Raw genomic sequence first — 19,444 nt, forward strand, 5'->3', positions numbered from 1 at the left:
AATGATCAAATATGCAGTGGATCCAGAAGGAATATCAGCAGATATGCTGGACGGTTTTTTTGATGGGTGGCAAAATCCGCCGAGCCCTGAAAAGCATCTGAAGCTTCTAAAAAACAGCACGAAAATCGTGCTTGCCATTGACCGTGATAAACATGCAGTGGCTGGGTTCATCACAGCAATCAGCGATGGAGTGCTATCAGCCTACATTCCGCTGCTTGAAGTACTGCCTGATTACCAGCAGCAGGGAATCGGTCAAAAGCTGGTCACCCGCATGCTGGAAGAGCTGGACGGTATTTATATGATCGATATTATGTGTGACCCTGAATTACTGCCGTTTTATGAAAAGTTCGGAATGATTAAATCATCCGGAATGGTGCAGCGGAATTATCAGAACCAATCAGGAAAGCAGTGACAGGGGATGGCGGAAGATGAGTATCCCTTCTGCTTACCTCTAATAAGGAGGACTTTCTATGAAGTACACCCTCAATCAAATTACACCTGAAGAACTAATTGAAAACCGGATAAACCTAAAGGGCTTCCTTCAATCTCAGATCAGTCCCTTAATCGGCAGGAAATCCTGGATGCAGGACTGGGAACAGCTCGCCAAAAGATTTCAGCTATTTGCATTTGCAGCTTTGCCAGAAGCGGAGGCTCTTAAATACAGCTGGAATCCTAAGGAAATCGAAGCGATCGTTGAAGAAACGTGCAAAGAAGCTGAGAGCCATCTTCACTTTGAAAGCCTAACTATAACAATCGTTCCAGCACTTCCTTTCCCATGGTTTCAGAATTTTGATCAATCCATGTGGACAAATGGCTACACAATAGGTCCAGATACCATCATTATGGCTATTCCCCCACAGCCGGACCCCGACTTTTTAAACTATATGATTGCCCATGAGCTCCATCATGCTTCCCCTGAAAATCCGATCTACAGTCTTACTTTGGAAACCTTTACTCTCGCGGACTGGTATAAAATGGAGGGGGGCGCCGAGTATTTCAGTCTTTCGCTTTATAAGGATAAACGCTGGTGGAAGAAGGAATTTACTGAGGAAATCGAGCAGAATTATATAGAAATTGCCCGGCAAAACCTGAGTACAGCAGACGATGTTTTAAAAAGCAAAATCTGTTTTGGCAATAAAGAGATGGGAATCCCGGTATTTGCCGGCTATTCTTTTGCTTATAAAATGGTAAGGCATTATGCGGAGCAGGAGAAGATTGAGAGGTATCGGGATTTATATCAGGCAGACCCGCATGAAATATTTAATAGCTATATAATCAAGGAGGCCATTTAATTGGAAACAGAACTTCTGAATATATTTGATGATAACCGAAAACAAATCGGTGTCGCATCTCGTGAGGAGGTCCATAAACAAGGCCACTGGCATGAAACGTTCCATTGCTGGTTCGTCAGCAGGGAAAAAGATCAGGATTATATTTATTTTCAATACCGCAGCAAGGAGAAAAAGGATTACCCTGGCCTTTTGGATATAACTGCTGCTGGCCACCTCTTAAGCCATGAATCTGTCATGGACGGCATGAGAGAAGTGGAGGAAGAACTGGGGATTCATGTTGATTTTGCGGACTTGGTGCCACTGGGCGTCATTGATTACATAGCAGAGAAAGAAAATTTTATCGACAAAGAACTGGCCCACGTTTTCCTGTATCACAGCAATTATTCCTTAGAAGAGTTTAGCCCGCAGCCTGAAGAGGTTACTGGGATATACCAGATTGCAATGGAGGAGTTTTATGGACTGTGGTTTGGCGGAAAAGAACTCATTGAGGCAGAAGGATTCCAGGTGGATAATGGCATAAGAATCCCCAACTCCATAAATGTAAGGAAAACGGACTTTGTCCCGCATCAGGATTACTATTATAAGCGTGTGCTGCATTCGATGCGTGAACAGATTGTTCAATCAAAGGTATGATTGAAGGGAAGAAGACAATGAGAAAGGTGTTCTTCATACTTTTTGCTCTTTTGCTGGTAAGGGGGTTCATCATCATTCGCAACAAAATGGCTTGAACTTAATCCCGAAAAGGTCGAATCCCGCTCACAAGTTATTGTGCTGGGAACATATAATTTTAAAAGCAAACAAAAATCAAGCAAGGGGAATTTTTACGGAAGGCAGTTTCAAGTCGAGAAAGTATATAAAGGAAAAGCAACAGAAACCATCACGGCAGGCATTGATGTTTACGATAAAGGATGGGCTGAGGAATATCAGCAGGATGGAGGCAAGTTCCTGTTATTTTTGGAGAAAACAAAGGAAGCCCGCTTTCTTGTTCCCGTTGCCGGTCCCAATGGAATGGTCCAAGTGCAGGATGGCAGAATTTTATCAGGTCATGAGGGTTTTTACGGAAAAATACTGAGCGGTGAAGCAAGAACACCAAGTCCTGCAGAATCTAATAATGATGGAGGACATCTGCTCGAAGCATTGCTGTTTTCCTTCAGGCCTTATCACTTTCCTGTTGATTATTAGGTTTTTAGCAACAGAAAAGGCGAAATCTTATTAAGCACGCCACATTTAGATTATAATAGAGAAATAACAACTATTGAAAAGGCAGGATTCTTATGATTGTAAAAAATGAAGAAGAATTAGCAAAACTGAAGGAAATCGGCAGAATTGTCGCGGAGATCCGCGATGAGATGATTGAAAAAACTAAGCCAGGTGTAACAACCAAGGAGCTTGATGACTTAGCCGGAGAGCTTTTTGAAAAGCACGGAGCGATTTCAGGCCCTAAAGGAGAATACGATTTTCCAGGCTTCACATGCATAAGCGTGAATGAAGAAGTGGCCCATGGCATTCCTGGAAGCCGGGTGATTAAAGAGGGCGATCTTGTAAATATTGATGTTTCAGGATCAAAAGATGGCTACTTCGCAGACACAGGCCTATCATTTGTCGTTGGTGAAGACGAGAAGCTGCAAAAATTATGTGATGCGGCTCAGGAGGCGTTCGATGAAGGACTGAAAAAATTAAAGCCGGGCGGCAAGCTGAGCCTTGTCGGAAAGACAGTTCACAAGGTTGCCAAAAACAATGGATTCAACGTTATCATGAATCTGACTGGACACGGTGTCGGCCGCTCCCTTCATGAAAAGCCGGACCATATCCTGAACTATTTTGATCCATGGGATAAACAGCTGTTAAGAGAAGGCATGGTTGTTGCCTTTGAGCCTTTTATCTCAAGCGGTGATGAAGAAGTAAGGGAAATGAGCGACGGCTGGACGTTCGTTACACCTAACAAAAGCCATGTCGCTCAATGTGAACACACCGTTGTCATCACAAAAGAAGGACCGATTATCTTAACGAAATAACCATGGACCAGGGGCATTGCATGTTCCTGGTTTTTATATAGTATTACGGTTGAAAAACCTTCATCTAATATTGCTTGAGAAAAAACACTTGAACAATGTCCTCCATTCCGCTAAAATAATAAAAATTTCAAATTTAAACGTAATGACAGAAACAAGTAGCTGCTTATCTCCCTGTTTTAGAGAGCTGATGCCTGGTGAAAATCAGCACAAAGATAACAGTGAATTACCTTCTTGAACTTTCTCTGTGAACAGGAGTAGCAGGGAACGGCACGGGCCGTTAATCCGCTGAGTGGAAGAGCAATCTTCAAAAAGGGTGGTACCGCGTTAGCCACGTCCCTTTCTTTAGGGGGCGTGGTTTTTTGTATTCCGATAATAGAAAGGATGGGGGACATGGAGAATTTTTTTGGAAAATTAACAGCCCAGCAAAAACACGAAACAGAGAGGCAGCTGGAGGTATACCGCAATGGTGTCCAGGATATTCTGCCTGAAGCAGAGCTAAAGAATAAAATAGCCAAGTCCATTTTTCAAAACCAGCCTTTAAAAATTAAGCTGGGGCTTGATCCTTCTGCACCGGATGTCCATATCGGCCATACGGTTGTGCTGAAAAAACTAAAGCAGTTCCAGGACAATGGCCATATCATCCAGCTGATTATTGGCGATTTTACCGGAAAAATTGGCGACCCGACAGGCAAATCCGCAGCCCGAAACCAGCTCACCGATGAAGAGGTGAAGCGTAATGCCAAAACATACTTCGAGCAATTCAGCAAAGTGTTGGACATGAATAAGGTCGATCTTCACTACAACTCAGCATGGCTTTCGGATCTCCAGCTCGAAGATGTCATCCGCCTGTCTGCCAGCATAACAGTTGCCCGCCTGATGGAACGAAATGACTTTTCAGAGCGCCTGTCCACAGGCAAACCGATCTCTCTTCATGAATTTTTCTACCCGCTGATGCAGGGATATGACTCGGTTGTACTCGAAAGCGATATCGAGCTTGGCGGGAATGATCAGCACTTCAATGTCCTGATGGGACGCCATCTGCAGGAGCATTTCCAAAAAGAAAAGCAGGTGGTCATCCTGATGCCGCTCCTTGAAGGCCTGGATGGCAAAGAGAAAATGTCCAAATCAAAAAACAATTACATTGGTGTCGATGAAGATCCCAATAATATGTACGGCAAAACCATGTCCATCCCGGATGAGCTGATTCCAAAATACTTCAATCTCGCAACAGATCTGCCAGTAAAAGAAAAACAGCAAATCGCAGAGGGGCTCGAAAACGGCACACTGCATCCGCGTGACGCCAAAATGCTTTTAGGTAAAACAATCGTCCGCATGTACCATGGCACGGGTGAAGCCGATAAAGCCGAACTGCATTTCAAAACTATTTTCCAAAAGGGAGCCATGCCGGATGAGATCCCGGAAGCCGAATGGAAGGGTAAAGGTGAAGTCCTCATTACAGACCTGCTTGCCGGCCTCGGCCTGCTTTCCTCCAAAACGGAAGCCAGAAAAATGATTGCGGGCGGCGGCATCCGTTTAAACGGACAGAAAGTCGGCGATGTTCAGATGCTCGTGAAAATCACAGACGGATTAGTTCTGCAGGCAGGCAAAAGAAAATTTGTGAAACTAAGGCTTAGCACTGCAAAGTAGGCAAATCGCTTTTTCCTCCTGGCACTTTCAAGATATGATAGAATAGACGAAATTTTTAAAGAAAAGCAGGTGAAGGAAATGAAAGCGATCATTCATGAAGGAGTAACAGGCCGCGCGGGATTATCTTATGGTGAACTGGAAAAGTCCGATCCGGGTAACGGCGAGGTGAGGGTGAAATTGAAAACGGCAGGCTTGAATCATCGTGATTTATTTGTCCTGAACCGCCACAAGCCAGAAGATCCTGCGCTTGTCATCGGTTCAGACGGAGCGGGAATCATAGACTCAGTCGGAGAAGGCGTTACACACGTGAAGCCAGGTGATGAGGTCATCATCAATCCCGGACTGGGATGGAAGGAAAAGAGCGATGCACCGCCAGCAGGCTTTGAAATCGTCGGCTTGCCGTTTCATGGCACATTCGCCGAATATATCACCATTCCTGCTGAAAACACAGCACCCAAGCCGGCGTATTTAACCTGGGAGGAAGCGGGCGTCCTATCCCTGTCTGCACTAACCGCCTACAGAGCATTGTTCACAAGAGGAAAGCTTCAGTCAGGCATGAAGGTGTTCATTCCAGGGATTGGAGGAGGAGTTGCAACCTTCTTAATGCAATTTGCAAAAGCAGCGGGAGCAACCGTTTACGCAGCTTCCCGTTCGGAGGAAAAATGTCAGAGAGCACTTGAACTCGGTGCGGATAAAGCCCTGAACAGCAGTGAAGACTGGAATGGAGTCCTTGGCGGGGAAAAAGTGGATCTTGTCATTGAATCAGTTGGCCCTGCGACATTCAATAAATCGCTCGAAATCCTGCGTAATGGCGGCACCATCGTAACATTTGGCTCCTCCACAGGAGATCAGCTGGAACTAAATCTCCGCAGCCTTTTTTATGCCCAGCAAAACCTGCTTGGCTCAACAATGGGCAGCGCGGAGGAATACCATGAAATGCTCCAGTTTATTGAAAAGCATCAAATCAGGCCGGTATTGGATCAGGCGCTTCCGCTGGAAGAATTCGAGAAAGCTTTTGACAGACTCGATAACGCAGAACAATGGGGGAAGATTGCTTTTAAAATTAGTGTATAAAAAAGGGGTGAGATTCTGCGAAAAGCAGTGTCTCACCCTGTTTCTTCCTGTCTAGCTCCAGAGCCTGCCCCCTCGAGGTGCCGGGGGCGGGCAAGGCTCTTTCGCTTTTCTTACACATGTAAAAACTTCACACAAACCGGATCCGGAACCATAACATCAGATTGAAGTAATGAAAGCTTCCCGGTATTCTCATCACGGGAATACAAAACAATATTGCTGGAATTCTGGTTGGAGCCAATCAAAAATTTCTCGGTTGGATCAAGCACAAAGTCGCGCGGCCAGTTTCCTTCTGTGGAGGTATGCTCCACAAAAGCAAGCTCTCCATTATCCGGATTGACGGAGAACACCGCAATGCTGTCGTGTCCGCGGTTGCCGGCATAAATGAAGCGGCCGTCTGAAGAAATATGAATGGCGCTTCCCTGGTTATTTTCCGTAAAACCTTCCGGAATCGTGGAAATAGCCTGCTTTTGAACTAAGCTTCCATCCTCATGGTACTGAAGCAAAAGAACCTCTGAGCTAAACTCAGTCATTACATAGGCGTACCTTCCATTTGGGTGGAACACAAGGTGTCTCGGACCGCAGCCCGGCTTTACAGACAGGATGCTTTTTTCCTTCAGAATTCCATCATTCACTTCATACGTAATCACCTGGTCCGTTCCCAGGTCAACTGCAACTAAATATTTTTCGTCCGGAGTAAGTCCTGCATAGTGAGTATGCGGTTTTTCCTGCCTGCTGTCAGGTCCGGATCCGCTATGTTCAATTACCGAAACGGCAGGGTTTAGAGAGCCGTCTTCATTTGTTAAGTAGGACTCCACTGTCCCTTTATGGTAGTTTGCACTGAAAACATTTCGGACAGATGTATCGACACTGACGTGGCAAGGAGGAGAGCCATCTGCCACCTGGCTGTTGATTTTCTCAAGTGAACCGCTGCTGTCCAAACGATAGGCAGCTACTCCGCCGGATTCGCCTTCCTTGGCAACCGAGTATAAAAATTGATTATCCTGGCTGATTGTTAAATAAGTGGGATTATCCAGTTTTGCTGCCGTTTTCACATCGGAAATTCTGCCTGCTTCTGCATCCAGAACAAATGAATAAATCCCTTCACTTTCACCCTTTGTGTATGTTCCTATGTATCCTCTGTACTTGGCCATATGAAGCCTCCTTTAAATGCTTTCTTCTAAAATTACTCTATCATACATAGCGGTTCAAACAAAAGGAAGAGGAATTTTACAATCGACAAAGAATAGTAAAATGGTATATATACGAAAGGATGATTATGTTGAACGCACCCCATTCGATTTTGTCAGTTTGGAAAAAATTTGATCGCTTTCCGATGGAGACCCTGACAAAAGCATGGTTTTACGATAAAGCCGGCATTAAAAAGCAGCGGGAGGTTTCCTTAATGAAGGAGCACCATGATCAGTATGGCATTACCGGAAACTGTTTTGACCTGGCGATCTGGCTTCTTCATGAATTTAAGCAGGCTGGAATCGATGCCTATCCGGTTGGCCACGAATTGAAAACATCTTCAGCCCATGCAGCAGTGGTGGCAGTGGATGAAGAGGGGCGCCGCTTTCTATGTGACCTGGGCGACCAATGGCTGCAGCCCATATTAATTGATCCGGAGGCAAGAGACTTTACGCCGGAAAAAGTAAGCGGATTTTTCCCGGCAGCAGATGTTCAGGTCTCATCTGAAGACGGACAGCTGGAAATTGCTTATCACCGCCCAAACGGAAAAATATCGCGGCAGAGTTATGATACGGATCCGGCAGCCATGAACATTTTCCTGGAAGCAGCTGAACGATCTCAGAACACTATTTATCCAAAGGCATTGCTGGAACAGCGGATTCCCTATAAAAATGAAACCGCCCATTGGGAATTTTATAATTGGGAAAGCTTCCTCAGTACAACAGAAGGCCTGTATCATGACGCTCCTGTGGATACTATTGAAGAATGGTCAGCCCGGATTCATGAAAAGACAGGGTATGATAGGGAATTTTTAATTGAAGCATTGGGCTTCTATAAGAAGCTGGGAGATTGAAAAACTGATGCTGGTTGAGAATCTTTTTATCTGAATGTCACTCAAAAACTGGATTCGCTCATAAGATCTGACTTTCGCCCACATAACGCCAGGAACTAAAGGAGCTGCCATGTACATAAAACTCTATCAATATCATATCCGCCCGGAAAACGAACAGGAACTGATGCTGCTCCAGCGGAAAGCCGGTCATATCTACCGGAATTACATCGATGTTCAGACCAAAATGTTAAAAAACAAGATAGATGAGACAAAGTGGACAGAAATCAGTTTTTTTAAGTCGGAAGAAGACTATCAAAACAAGCTGCCGCTGATTAACAGCAATGCCGACATTCAGGAGCTTTACAGAAGGTTTGAATCTCTGCTGATCAGCGAAATAAAGGAAGAAGATTATGAGGAATGGCTTTAAAACCATAGTTAATGACTCTTCCTCTTAAGGAAATCCTCCTATTTATTCTCCATTCTGTTATTTTGAAGATATAGTAGGATATAATCGAAGCAGGACATAAGAGAGGGGATATACATACAGATGGAGCCTATTCGAAAAGTTTCAGCGTATCTTACTCAAAATGCGGAGGTATTATCAGAAGAGATTGTTGCAGAAATCGTAAGCCGGTTTGGTTTCGAAATTCCCAAACAGGAAATTGATGCGGCCGTTTCGATGTATGTTGAGTTTATAAATTATCTGGGAGTCATGATTGCTAACAGCGAAAATCGGGTTCCTGAAGGACTGGTCGAGTGGAGTAAAGGAAACGGCGAACGGGCTGCCTCCCTGGGAGGAAAAATTTCCGATATAGTCACCCGATATCCGGACACCCGCATTGTTTTTACTGATAGATTACGTAATATAGGGATGGAATTTGAGTTAACAGCGGATGAAGTTATTTCTATTGTGAAAAAAGTAAACTACATACTCGACATCAGCATTAATGAAACCGTATTTGCTTTTGAACGGCACTCGGAGGAACAATTAAAGGAGACCCAATCCCAGGTAAATGAACTGTCTGCTGCCATTGTACCGATTCAGGACAGCATTGCCATTCTGCCGTTGATCGGCAGCATAGACTACGACAGAGCACAAATCATCATTGAGAAAACAGTCCCGCGGGTAAGCCAGCTGGGAATTGAAACCTTAATTATCGACTTTTCCGGCACGGTGAATATAGATATTGAAATCGCCAAGCACATCTTTGATATCCGGAATATCCTCCTGCTGATCGGTGTCAACACCATTGCCACAGGTGTCAGACCGGATTTGGCAAAGAAAGCCGTTACCCTTGGCATTGACTTATCATCCCTTGAAGTATATTCGAACGTCCTGCAGGCGATTAGAAGCATTAAATAAATTAAATGATTGAAGCTGCTGAAGCGGCTTCTTTTTATATAAAAAAATATTGTCGAACCCCCACTCCCATGATAGTATTTAGATATTTTCAAATATATTAAATTCGCAAAACATAGCTACTATCAAAAAAGATTCGTATTGGAGGCTTTTTGCATGACTGTTTTTACATCCGCCTATTTTACAATGACTGAACAGGAAGCCATTGAATATGCCAAAACAAGACTGAATTATTTTGCTCCAGATGCCGAATTGGACTGCAGGGAAATTGGCGATGGCAATTTAAACTATGTGTTCAAGCTGACGGACCATAAACACAATAAGTCTCTGATCATCAAGCAGGCTGGTCCGGTTGCCAGAATCTCTGATGAATTTAAGCTGTCTCCTGACCGCAACCGCATTGAATACGAAATTCTGGATCTGCAAAACAAACTCGCTCCAGGTTTTGTGCCAAAAGTGTTTAGCTACGATCCCATTATGAACTGTACCGCGATGGAGGATCTGTCTGATTATACCATCATGAGAACAGCCTTAATGCGGCATGAAAAATTCCCGCTGTTTGCTGACCATATCTCGACTTTCCTGGTAAATACCCTTTTGCTTACTTCCGATGTTGTAATGGGGCATAAGGAAAAGAAAGAGCTGGTCCAAAAATTCACCAACCCGGAATTATGCGAAATTTCAGAGGACCTCGTCTTCACAGAACCGTTTTACGATTGTCCGAGAAATGAAGTGTTTGAAGGCACCAGGGAATTTGCCAAAAGGGAAATATGGGAAGACCCGAAGCTTCAGCTTGAAACTGCAAAGCTTAAATTCGAGTTTATGACCCATGCCCAGTCCCTTCTGCATGGCGATCTGCACACAGGCTCGATTTTTGTAAAAGAAGATTCTACTAAAATCATTGATCCCGAATTCGCATTCTGCGGCCCTGCCGGCTACGATGTCGGCAACGTGATCGCCAACCTGATTTTCGCCTATGTGAACGCGAAATATACAATGGCAGATGGTGAAGAAAGACAGGTTCAGCTGGAATATCTCGAAAATACAATGGAAGATATTATAGACTTGTTCAAAAAGAAATTCCTCCGGGCATGGGAGGAGAAAGCAACTGAGCAAACAGCCCGTTATGATGGGTTTAAAGAATATTATCTGGATGCAGTCCTGCGTGACACAGCAGCTGTCACGGGACTTGAACTGTGCAGAAGAATTATCGGGCTGGCATCTGTCAAGGATGTCACTTCCATTGAAGAATACAGCAGCAGAGCTGCAGCGGAAAAGATTTGTCTGGCAGCCGGAAAAATGTTTATTATGGATAGGGAATCTTTTAAAACAGGTGAGGATTTTGTACGTATTCTAAAAGACTGTGAAAAAAGGTTCTAAAGGAGGCAGCATGATGGGAAAACCAGTGGATGTCATCCAGTCTGTCAGATTGGATGATGAAAACGACACGCTCATTCTATTAGATCAAACAGTTCTGCCGAATGAAAAGAACTTTTTGCATTTGAAAGAATTAAAGGATATATGGGAAGCAATCTATCATTTGAAGGTCCGGGGTGCACCTGCCATTGGAATAGCGGCGGCTTACGGTGTCTATTTGGGCACAAAGCAATCAGCAGCAGTAAGCTATGAAGAACTTTATATGGATTTTAAAAAGGCGAAGGAATACCTGGCGTCATCACGGCCAACTGCAGTTAATCTGTTTTGGGCGCTCGACCGCATGGAAGCCCGTTTCCTGAAGGAAGAAGGCAAAGCTGCAGCCGAAATAAAGCAAGCCCTAAAAGTGGAAGCAGAAAAAATACGGGCTGAGGATGAAAAGGTTTGCGAGTCGATTGGACAGCACGCGCTTTCTGTACTTGAGCCTGGTTGGGGTATTCTGACACACTGCAATGCAGGTACGATTGCCACCGCTAAATATGGAACAGCTCTTGCTCCGATTTATTTAGGCCAGGAAAAGGGATATGATTTTAAAGTATACGCTGATGAAACCCGCCCGCTTTTGCAGGGGGCCCGCCTGACAGCATGGGAGCTCGAAGAAGCAGGTGTCGATGTTACGCTGATCTGTGACAATATGGCCAGCATCGTAATGAAAGAAGGCAAGATTCAAGCGGTACTTGTCGGCTGTGACCGCGTGGCAGCCAATGGGGATGCAGCCAATAAGATTGGAACTTCTGGCGTTGCGATTCTCGCAAAACATTACAAAATACCTTTTTATGTTTGTGCCCCTCTGTCAACAGTCGATCTCGCATGCAAAACAGGGGACGATATCCATATTGAATTAAGAGATTCAGAAGAAATTACTTCTAAATGGTACGAAAAGCCGATGGCGCCAGAAGGTGTACAAACCTATAACCCCGCATTCGATGTCACAGATCATGATTTGATTACAGGCATTATTACGGAGAATGGCATAGCTTATGCACCGTTTACTGAAAGTCTGTCTAAGATGTTTAAATAGGAAGAATTCCGCCTCCTGGCCAAGTGGTCAGGGGGCATTTTCATGCTTCCACTTCTATTCTTTATATCTTTAAAGCGTTTAACTAGGAAAATATCCCTGATTCCGATAAAAATAGAGTGTAATTTAACTCTTTTCATCAATCAAAAGTACTATTTTATTTGGGGTAATCCTATAGTTTATGGAAAAATTATGAAGTAATTACCATTCAGATAGTAGAAAGTATTTGTAAACCCTCCAAAATACCTGATACTTTTTAAGAAACTATGTTTCTGTACCTGATTCTAAAGTATGAGAATTAAATAATTTAGCATATTGTTAGAGTCTGAATATTTTAAATATACTTTAAATACAACAAGAACCGACAGAAAAAATATAGATTCGAGAGGAGAAAAAGGATGAAGAAAAAAAGGGCATTAGGAGCAGCACTTCTAAGTATGACAATGGGTTTATCAGTTTTTACAGCGGGGGCATTTGCAAAAGAACCAGAGACTCAAAACGAAACCTACCGGGTATTGATCCAGGGGCCGTCAAACGCTAAAGCTTCTGTGAATTCACAGGTGGACAAGCGCTGGGATTTTGGCAGTGATGGCATGACTGCTGAAGTCAATGCAAAGCAATACCAGGCATTGCTCAAAAATAAGAACTTAAAGATTGAAAAGGTAAGCGAAGTTACTCTTGATACTGCCAGAACGGAAGTGTCCAAGAAAGATTCGGTTTCTATTCAGGCAGCGGGATATCCTAGTGATCAGACACCATGGGGAATTGCTTCCATCTATAATAACAGCAGCATTACCAGTACGTCAGGCGGAAGCGGCATTAAGGTTGCTGTTCTTGATACAGGCGTTCATACAAGCCATATTGACCTGGAAGGCTCTGCAGAGCAATGTAAGGATTTCACTCAATCCAGCCCGATTGTAAATGGCTCATGTACTGATCGTCAGGGACATGGTACACATGTAGCTGGGACGGTTTTAGCACATGGTGGATACGACGGCCAGGGAATCTATGGAGTAGCTCCACAGGCGAAATTATGGGCATACAAGGTACTTGGCGATAATGGCTCAGGCTACTCAGATGATATTGCAGCAGCAATCCGCCACGTTGCGGACGAAGCATCCCGCACAGGATCAAAAGTAGTCATTAATATGTCACTTGGTTCAAGCGGCAAAGATTCTCTAATCAGCAGTGCGGTTGATTATGCCTACAGCAAAGGTGTCCTTGTTGTTGCCGCAGCAGGAAATTCCGGATACAGCGCTAATACAATCGGCTATCCTGGAGCATTAAAGAATGCGATTGCAGTTGCAGCCCTTGAAAACGTCCAGCAAAACGGTACATACCGTGTAGCCAACTTCTCGTCCCGCGGAAATCCTAGCACTGACGGTGACTATGTCATTCAGGAAAAAGACGTGGAAGTGTCTGCACCGGGAGCAAGCATCGAGTCTACATGGTATAACGGAGGCTATAACACGATCAGCGGAACATCCATGGCTACACCTCACGTAGCTGGCCTTGCAGCAAAAATTTGGTCATCCAGCCCATCCATGAGCCATACTCAGCTTCGCACAGAGCTTCAAAACCGTGCCAAGCAATATGACATTAAAGGCGGATATGGAGCAGCAGCTGGTGATGACTATGCATCAGGCTTTGGATATCCCCGCGTGAAATAAGCAATCAGCAACATACCCCCGAAGAACCGTCCGATCCTCTGATCGGGCGGTTTTTTTTAGTAGAATGAATCTCCTCGAATTACATAATATTTCCGCGGAAATGATCATATTTTAGCGAAAGATGAAAACTTGTAAAAATTGCTGATGCAAATCACTTTTGAATATACAATAGGGAGTGGATGTAAATAGAAGGGAGCTGACAGCCATGGCTGTTCAAAATACATATATAAGCGATCGGGAAGCAAAGGAACTGATCTGTGAAATTGGCAAAAGAGTGTACAATAAAAGCTTCGTTGCAGCAAACGACGGAAATATCTCCATTAAGGTGGGCGACCATGAACTCTGGACAACACCAACTGGAGTAAGCAAAGGATTTATGACCCCTGAAATGATGGTCAAAATGGATCTTTTAGGCAACGTGCTAGAGGGCAATCTGAAGCCTTCTTCCGAAGTGAAGATGCACCTCAGAGTGTATCAGGAAAACCCTGAAGCAAAGGCAGTTGTCCATGCCCATCCGCCTGTCGCCACTTCGTTTGCCATAGCCGGAATCAGCCTGGAAAAACCTGTATCACCGGAAGCGATAGTCCTGCTTGGCAAAGTGCCGGTTGCCCCGTATGCCACTCCGGGCACACAGGAAGTTCCTGATTCAATTGCCCCATACTGCAGGGATTACAATGCCGTTCTTCTTGCCAACCATGGCGCCCTAACCTGGGGCAGGGACATCACAGAGGCCTATTTTCGAATGGAATCACTGGAACACTATGCACTCATGCTGATGTATTCAGAACACATCATGCAGAAGTCAAACGAACTAAGCACAGGACAAATTGCAGATTTGATCTCAATCCGTGAGAAAATGGGCATTAAAACAGGCGGAATACCGGTTCCTGGCAATGATAAGAATATCCGGACAGCTCCCGGTCTGCAAGAAGAAATGATCGAAAGCATTGTTCAAAAAGTAACCGAAGAAGTCTTGAAAAACGTTTTAAAATAGCCGAAGTGGGATAGCTATAAGGGTATAGTAATGTTGTATAATTTCAACCTTTTAACGAAACCTATCTTGAATACCTTATTGAAACGCGAGGAGAGATTCCGATGAAACTGCTGGTCATTGGCGGGGTGGCTGCAAGTATGTCAGCCGCATCAAAATTAAGGAGAATGGATGAAAAAGCTGAAATTACCGTCTACGAAAAAGGCAAGTTTTTATCTTACGGTGCCTGCGGTCTTCCTTATTATATATCTGGAGAAAATGATGATTACCGAAAAATGATCGCAAGAACACAGGAGCAATTTTCTGAGAGGAACATCAAAACACATCTTCAGCATGAAGTGTTAAAAGTGGATACAAGCAAGAAGGAAGTAACTGTTAAAGACCTTGCATCAGGAGAAATGTTTACGGATACATACGATAAGCTGATGATCGGAACAGGCACGTTTCCCATCATGCCTCCATTTCCTGGAGCTGATCTTGAGAATGTTCAGGTGCTGAAAACAATGGAAGATGGGATGGTATTAAAAGAAATTTCCCGCAAATCAGAAGTGAAAGATGTTGTCATTGTTGGCGGAGGCTATATTGGAATCGAAGTGGTCGAAGCGATGAAAACCCTCGGCAAAAATGTGCGTGTCATTGAAATGGGAGAGAGAATCCTGGCTCCTTTCGATAAGGAAATAACAGATATCGCTGAAAAAGAAATTCGTGATCACGGTGTAGAATTGAATCTGGGAGAAAAGGTAGAGAGCTTCAGCGGCAATGGGAAAGTGGAGAGTGTGAAAACGGATAAAGGAACTTATAAAGCTGATTTAGTGCTTGTTGCTGTAGGTGTAAAACCTGCTACCAAGTTTCTGGAAGGTTCGGGTATAGAGCTGGCGGAAAATGGAGCCATCATCATCGACCGTGAAATGCGGACAAATATTGAAGGTGTTTATGCAGCGGGGGACTGCGCTCAGGTTTATCACAAAGTGCTTGAAGAAAATGATTATATCCCGCTGGGAACAAACGCGAATAAATGCGGCCGCCTGGCTGGGGCCAATATAGCCGGCAGCCATGAAAACTATGTGGGAACTCTGGGAAGCGCCGCGATTAAAATTTTTAATATGGAGCTTGGAAGAACGGGACTTTCCGAGGAAGATGCAAAGAAGCTTGGCGTCAGCTATACAACTGAATTTGTGAAAGCCGCAGATCATCCAAGCTATTACCCGAATCAGACCCCTATCTGGATCAAGCTGATCTGTGAAAAAGGAACAAACCGAATCCTCGGAGCCCACGCCATCGGCAATAAAGGGGCGGTCCTCCGAATCGATGTATTTGCCGTTGCCATCCATAATAATATGGCAGCAGAAGAACTTGGCATGGTGGATCTTTGTTATGCCCCGCCTTTTGCGGGTGTCTGGGATGCTGTCCATATCGCAAGCAACGCAGCGAAAAAATAGATTAAAGTCAGCGGAAACGCTGGCTTTTTAGTTTTCTCAGGAGGTTTTTGCAAGAAGATGTTGAATATTGTCCATATAAAATCCCTTTTATGGAGGCTGAAATGTTTACAAGAATCGATACAGTCTTTCTGCAGGTAATTGATTTCGGAAAAGCCATTGAATGGTATAGCACTGTGCTTGGCTTCCCGGTAAGATGGAGGGATGACCAGGGAGGGTATGCAGCCTTGGAAATCGGGGAAACACCTTTAACCCTTGTCCGTTCTGAAAAAGTAATTCCTTCCTCTCATATGCCATTTAACTTTTATGTTTCCGATATTGTTGAAGCACATCAGCATCTGGCAGGGCATAAGGTGAAAGCCGGCCCAATCCAGGATGATGGAACGGTAAAGTGGTTTGAGTTTGAAGACCCTGACGGCAATAAGCTGGGCGTATGCCATTTTAAAGAATAAGGAAAAAGCTGCCTCACTTTATGGCAGCTTTTTCAGTTATCAATAAGAATCCTTCGCAAGCTTGGGATGGCGATTCATCGCTCCGAGCAGAATCAGCCCGCTCAGTATGAGGAGTAAGCTTGTGACAACGAAGACTGCAGAAAAACCCAGATAGCCGGAGATCAAACCGCCGATGACCGGACCGATAATGTTGCCGAAGAAGCGGAGGCTAGTGTTGTAGCCGAGCACTTCACCTTGCATGGCAACCGGGGCTTCCTGGCGGATATAAGCGATCCGGACAGGGATGATGCCCCCGATGGTTATTCCAAGCGCAAAGCGGACAAGTACAAGCTGCCACATGTTTGAGACAAATCCTCCCGGCAGATAAAACACGCCTGCGAGGAAGAGGAGAATAACCAATGTTTTTATATAGCCATGCTGGTCCCCGATTTTTCCCCATTGCCTGGCCATCAGCAGATTGCCAAGCCCTGCAGCCGAAAAGGCAATTCCCGCAAAGAACGCCAGATTTTCAGGTCCATGCAATTCACTGACATATAAAGATAATATAGGCTGAATGCTGAAGTGTGCGATTTGAACAAGCGTTGAGATCAGCATAACTGTCAGCAAAACGGGGTTGCTGATAATATGCTGGATGACTGCCTTGCTTGAATACCGCGTTTTCTCGCCCTTTTTTGTTTGGACTTTGTGTTCTTTTGTAAAAAAGACAAGAAAGGCAGAAACAAAGATGGCGATGGAGGTCCATTTAAAGGTATCTGAAAAACCGAATAAATCAGCTAGGACTCCGCCGAGAAGGGGGCCCATCAATGAACCTGTAATGCTTCCGGTCTGCAGTGTCCCCATCACCCTGCCGGCAATTTCCTTCGGAGTCTGTGTGGATATAAACGCCTGGGACATTCCGATGAAGCCGGTAAAAATCCCTGTAAACAGTCTGAGAAAAAACAGCTGCCAGACGTTTGTCACGTACCCCATCAGGAATATGGATATGCCCATCCCGATTCCGGACAGTATCAATATTTTCCTGCGCCCAAAAAGGTCCCCGATTCTTCCCCACACAGGAGAAAAAAGAAATGCAGTCACAAATGTGATCGCAAATGTCCACCCTGACCAATGCTGTACATAAGTTGGAGAGTAGTCGCCAAAACTTTCTATATATAACGAAATAAAGGGAAGCACCATCGTCATGCTGCCTGCCACAAAGAAATTGGCAAACCACATGATCATTAGATTTCTTTTCGTCTGTTTTATCATATTTGAAACACTTCTTTCCGGTAAACATTTCGTTTCCCTAAATATATAATACTAAAAATTTCTAAAAAGAGGAAGGGTTATGCTATCAATCTAATTTTTATATATCCTGATAACCATGATAAAAACGGCTTTTTTAAGGAAAGGCCGAATTTTCTATGACATTTTTACCAGAGTCCGTGAAAAAAACATTGTCTTATAACAGTATTTATTCTATAATTCCTAATAGGAAAAAGATTCAGAATATATATGAAAAAGGGGGAAGTTGTTTGGAAGCTTTTGTTAATCAGCTAAACGGCATTTTATGGAGTACACCTGTTATTTATATCTGTTTAGCTATAGGGTTGTTCTTCTCAGTCTTAACTCGATTTTTACAGGTCCGCCATATCAAGGATATGGTACTGCTCATGTTTAAAGGGAAAAGTTCCGCAGCGGGCGTTTCGTCTTTCCAGGCCTTATCTATTGCTCTTTCCGGCCGTGTAGGAACTGGTAACATCGCAGGTACTGCCACTGCCATCGCAATGGGTGGACCTGGTGCTGTATTCTGGATGTGGGCCATTGCTTTTATCGGAGCAGGCAGTGCATTCGTTGAATCGACGCTGGCACAGATTTACAAAGTGAAAAAAGACGGGCTATACCGAGGCGGTCCGGCCTATTATATTGAAAAGGGAATCGGAATTAAATGGTTTGCCGTCCTTTTCGCTATTTCTGCATTGCTGGCTATGGCGCTTTTAATGCCTGGCATCCAGTCAAACTCAATTGCACTTGGAATGGAAAATGCGTTTGGCATTGATAAAACAGTAACAGGCCTTATTATAATCGGGTTACTTGCACTGATTATTTTCGGCGGTGTTAAGCGTATTGCAAATGTTGCTCAATATGCTGTACCATTTATGGCTGTGGGTTATATTTTAGTAGCTTTAATTATTATTGGCATGAACATTGGCGAACTGCCTGGTGTTATTTCGTTAATTTTCAGCAGTGCCTTTGGTGCAGATTCCATGTTTGGCGGAATTATCGGAAGCGCGATCGCCTGGGGAGTAAAGCGCGGTATCTATTCAAACGAAGCTGGTCAGGGTACAGGCCCGCATGCAGCTGCAGCTGCTGAGGTTTCCCACCCTGCTAAGCAAGGTCTCGTGCAGGCATTCTCTGTATACATTGATACGTTATTCGTATGTTCCGCAACTGCTTTCATGATTCTATTTACAGGCATGTTCAATACAGTTGGAGCTGATGGAAAGACTCCAATTGTAGAAAACCTTCCTGGAGTGGAAGCCGGCCCTGGTTTCACACAGGCGGCAGTTGAATCTGCACTTCCTGGTTTTGGTGCCGGATTCGTTGCTGTTTCTCTGTTCTTCTTCGCTTTTACAACAATTATGGCTTACTATTATATAGCTGAAACAAATGTAGCTTACTTAATTAATGGCAAGAACAGCAAGCTGGCTATGTTTATCCTGAAAATTGTCTTGCTTGCTGCAACATTCTATGGCGCTGTTAAAACAGCCGGATTGGCATGGGCTCTCGGAGATGTTGGTTTGGGACTGATGGTTTGGCTGAACTTAATTGCCATCGTTATCTTAAGAAAACCGGCTCTGATTGCACTGAAAGATTACGAAGCCCAGAAGAAACAAGGTCTTGATCCAGTATTCAATTCCAAAAAGCTTGGCATTAAAAATGCTGAGTATTGGGAAGAGGAATACAAGCCGCAGGAAGAAAAAGTATCTTAATAGAAAGATAAGAGATGTCCGGCTGATGCCGGGCATTTTTTTTACAATCTTTAAACTACTTTT

At 44.2% G+C, this 19,444-nt stretch carries 19 protein-coding genes and 1 other annotated feature; of the genes, 17 read left to right on the top strand and 2 right to left on the bottom strand.

The window, feature by feature from the left end:
- Position 1 precedes the first annotated feature (1 nt).
- From AC0VZ9_RS05175 to AC0VZ9_RS05205, 7 genes are all read left to right on the top strand, one after another.
- A complete protein-coding gene (locus AC0VZ9_RS05175; RefSeq protein WP_192908257.1) occupies positions 2-412 on the top strand; it encodes a GNAT family N-acetyltransferase in 411 nt (136 codons plus the stop codon).
- A gap of 58 nt (positions 413-470) precedes the next feature.
- Positions 471-1,292 carry a DUF2268 domain-containing putative Zn-dependent protease gene (locus AC0VZ9_RS05180; RefSeq protein ID WP_192908258.1) on the top strand — a complete coding sequence of 274 codons (822 nt, stop codon included), beginning with the start codon at positions 471-473 and terminating at the stop codon, positions 1,290-1,292.
- The gene (locus AC0VZ9_RS05185) at positions 1,293-1,925 is read left to right on the top strand and encodes an NUDIX hydrolase (RefSeq protein ID WP_192908259.1); all 633 of its coding nucleotides are present in this window, start codon (positions 1,293-1,295) and stop codon (positions 1,923-1,925) included.
- Positions 1,926-2,060: 135 nt separating this feature from the next.
- Positions 2,061-2,474 carry a hypothetical protein gene (locus AC0VZ9_RS05190; RefSeq protein ID WP_226280689.1) on the top strand — a complete coding sequence of 138 codons (414 nt, stop codon included), beginning with the start codon at positions 2,061-2,063 and terminating at the stop codon, positions 2,472-2,474.
- A gap of 92 nt (positions 2,475-2,566) precedes the next feature.
- On the top strand, positions 2,567-3,307 hold the full coding sequence (map, locus tag AC0VZ9_RS05195) for a type I methionyl aminopeptidase (protein ID WP_009335026.1): 741 nt from the start codon (positions 2,567-2,569) through the stop codon (positions 3,305-3,307).
- A 133-nt stretch (positions 3,308-3,440) separates the two neighbouring features.
- Positions 3,441-3,648 (top strand) — a binding site (T-box leader).
- Positions 3,649-3,697: 49 nt separating this feature from the next.
- A complete protein-coding gene (gene tyrS / locus AC0VZ9_RS05200; RefSeq protein WP_475397094.1) occupies positions 3,698-4,954 on the top strand; it encodes a tyrosine--tRNA ligase in 1,257 nt (418 codons plus the stop codon).
- A 78-nt stretch (positions 4,955-5,032) separates the two neighbouring features.
- Positions 5,033-6,028: a zinc-binding dehydrogenase gene (locus tag AC0VZ9_RS05205; RefSeq protein WP_475397095.1), complete on the top strand. Its 996-nt coding sequence runs from the start codon at positions 5,033-5,035 to the stop codon at positions 6,026-6,028.
- Positions 6,029-6,138: 110 nt separating this feature from the next.
- On the opposite strand, the gene AC0VZ9_RS05210 is transcribed toward AC0VZ9_RS05205, so the two are convergent.
- A complete protein-coding gene (locus AC0VZ9_RS05210) occupies positions 6,139-7,179 on the bottom strand; it encodes a lactonase family protein (protein WP_192908261.1) in 1,041 nt (346 codons plus the stop codon).
- Between the two features lie 125 nt (positions 7,180-7,304).
- On the opposite strand from AC0VZ9_RS05210, the gene AC0VZ9_RS05215 reads away from it, so the two are divergent.
- The 9 genes from AC0VZ9_RS05215 to AC0VZ9_RS05255 all read left to right on the top strand — a co-directional run bounded on the left by AC0VZ9_RS05215 (position 7,305) and on the right by AC0VZ9_RS05255 (position 16,409).
- Positions 7,305-8,069 (top strand): hypothetical protein, encoded by a 765-nt coding sequence (locus tag AC0VZ9_RS05215; RefSeq protein ID WP_009335022.1) that lies wholly within the window; start codon positions 7,305-7,307, stop codon positions 8,067-8,069.
- Positions 8,070-8,178: 109 nt separating this feature from the next.
- Entirely contained in the window at positions 8,179-8,475 is a 297-nt protein-coding gene (locus AC0VZ9_RS05220) for a hypothetical protein (RefSeq protein WP_009335021.1), read from the top strand.
- 120 nt (positions 8,476-8,595) lie between these two features.
- Positions 8,596-9,411 carry an STAS domain-containing protein gene (locus AC0VZ9_RS05225; RefSeq protein WP_009335020.1) on the top strand — a complete coding sequence of 272 codons (816 nt, stop codon included), beginning with the start codon at positions 8,596-8,598 and terminating at the stop codon, positions 9,409-9,411.
- Positions 9,412-9,564: 153 nt separating this feature from the next.
- Positions 9,565-10,788, top strand: a complete 1,224-nt coding sequence (gene mtnK / locus AC0VZ9_RS05230; RefSeq protein ID WP_019382606.1) for an S-methyl-5-thioribose kinase — start codon at positions 9,565-9,567, stop codon at positions 10,786-10,788.
- Positions 10,789-10,801: 13 nt separating this feature from the next.
- Positions 10,802-11,863, top strand: a complete 1,062-nt coding sequence (mtnA, locus tag AC0VZ9_RS05235; protein ID WP_019382605.1) for an S-methyl-5-thioribose-1-phosphate isomerase — start codon at positions 10,802-10,804, stop codon at positions 11,861-11,863.
- A 395-nt stretch (positions 11,864-12,258) separates the two neighbouring features.
- Positions 12,259-13,530: a S8 family peptidase gene (locus AC0VZ9_RS05240; protein ID WP_009335017.1), complete on the top strand. Its 1,272-nt coding sequence runs from the start codon at positions 12,259-12,261 to the stop codon at positions 13,528-13,530.
- A 205-nt stretch (positions 13,531-13,735) separates the two neighbouring features.
- A complete protein-coding gene (locus AC0VZ9_RS05245; RefSeq protein ID WP_251263955.1) occupies positions 13,736-14,524 on the top strand; it encodes a class II aldolase/adducin family protein in 789 nt (262 codons plus the stop codon).
- A 101-nt stretch (positions 14,525-14,625) separates the two neighbouring features.
- The gene (locus AC0VZ9_RS05250) at positions 14,626-15,960 is read left to right on the top strand and encodes a CoA-disulfide reductase (RefSeq protein WP_009335014.1); all 1,335 of its coding nucleotides are present in this window, start codon (positions 14,626-14,628) and stop codon (positions 15,958-15,960) included.
- Positions 15,961-16,061: 101 nt separating this feature from the next.
- Complete coding sequence (locus AC0VZ9_RS05255; RefSeq protein WP_071155965.1) at positions 16,062-16,409, top strand: VOC family protein; 348 nt, start codon at positions 16,062-16,064, stop codon at positions 16,407-16,409.
- A gap of 39 nt (positions 16,410-16,448) precedes the next feature.
- Here AC0VZ9_RS05255 and AC0VZ9_RS05260 read toward each other — a convergent pair whose 3' ends face one another.
- Complete coding sequence (locus AC0VZ9_RS05260; protein WP_009335010.1) at positions 16,449-17,657, bottom strand: MFS transporter; 1,209 nt, start codon at positions 17,655-17,657, stop codon at positions 16,449-16,451.
- 266 nt (positions 17,658-17,923) lie between these two features.
- On the opposite strand from AC0VZ9_RS05260, the gene AC0VZ9_RS05265 reads away from it, so the two are divergent.
- Positions 17,924-19,381: an alanine/glycine:cation symporter family protein gene (locus AC0VZ9_RS05265; protein ID WP_009335008.1), complete on the top strand. Its 1,458-nt coding sequence runs from the start codon at positions 17,924-17,926 to the stop codon at positions 19,379-19,381.
- Positions 19,382-19,444: the final 63 nt, after the last annotated feature.

The sequence above is a fragment of the Cytobacillus sp. QJM3NY_8 genome (genome assembly GCF_056173585.1).

Excerpts from the sequence above, each read along its gene's own strand:
- AC0VZ9_RS05175 (WP_192908257.1), top strand. The coding sequence starts at position 2 with ATGATCAAATATGCAGTGGATCCAGAAGGAATATCAGCAGATATGCTG.
- AC0VZ9_RS05180 (WP_192908258.1), top strand. The coding sequence starts at position 471 with ATGAAGTACACCCTCAATCAAATTACACCTGAAGAACTAATTGAAAAC.
- map (WP_009335026.1), top strand. The coding sequence starts at position 2,567 with ATGATTGTAAAAAATGAAGAAGAATTAGCAAAACTGAAGGAAATCGGC.
- tyrS (WP_475397094.1), top strand. The coding sequence starts at position 3,698 with ATGGAGAATTTTTTTGGAAAATTAACAGCCCAGCAAAAACACGAAACA.
- AC0VZ9_RS05205 (WP_475397095.1), top strand. The coding sequence starts at position 5,033 with ATGAAAGCGATCATTCATGAAGGAGTAACAGGCCGCGCGGGATTATCT.
- AC0VZ9_RS05210 (WP_192908261.1), bottom strand. The coding sequence starts at position 7,179 with ATGGCCAAGTACAGAGGATACATAGGAACATACACAAAGGGTGAAAGT.
- AC0VZ9_RS05215 (WP_009335022.1), top strand. The coding sequence starts at position 7,305 with ATGTTGAACGCACCCCATTCGATTTTGTCAGTTTGGAAAAAATTTGAT.
- AC0VZ9_RS05220 (WP_009335021.1), top strand. The coding sequence starts at position 8,179 with ATGTACATAAAACTCTATCAATATCATATCCGCCCGGAAAACGAACAG.
- AC0VZ9_RS05225 (WP_009335020.1), top strand. The coding sequence starts at position 8,596 with ATGGAGCCTATTCGAAAAGTTTCAGCGTATCTTACTCAAAATGCGGAG.
- mtnK (WP_019382606.1), top strand. The coding sequence starts at position 9,565 with ATGACTGTTTTTACATCCGCCTATTTTACAATGACTGAACAGGAAGCC.
- mtnA (WP_019382605.1), top strand. The coding sequence starts at position 10,802 with ATGGGAAAACCAGTGGATGTCATCCAGTCTGTCAGATTGGATGATGAA.
- AC0VZ9_RS05240 (WP_009335017.1), top strand. The coding sequence starts at position 12,259 with ATGAAGAAAAAAAGGGCATTAGGAGCAGCACTTCTAAGTATGACAATG.
- AC0VZ9_RS05245 (WP_251263955.1), top strand. The coding sequence starts at position 13,736 with ATGGCTGTTCAAAATACATATATAAGCGATCGGGAAGCAAAGGAACTG.
- AC0VZ9_RS05250 (WP_009335014.1), top strand. The coding sequence starts at position 14,626 with ATGAAACTGCTGGTCATTGGCGGGGTGGCTGCAAGTATGTCAGCCGCA.
- AC0VZ9_RS05255 (WP_071155965.1), top strand. The coding sequence starts at position 16,062 with ATGTTTACAAGAATCGATACAGTCTTTCTGCAGGTAATTGATTTCGGA.
- AC0VZ9_RS05260 (WP_009335010.1), bottom strand. The coding sequence starts at position 17,657 with ATGATAAAACAGACGAAAAGAAATCTAATGATCATGTGGTTTGCCAAT.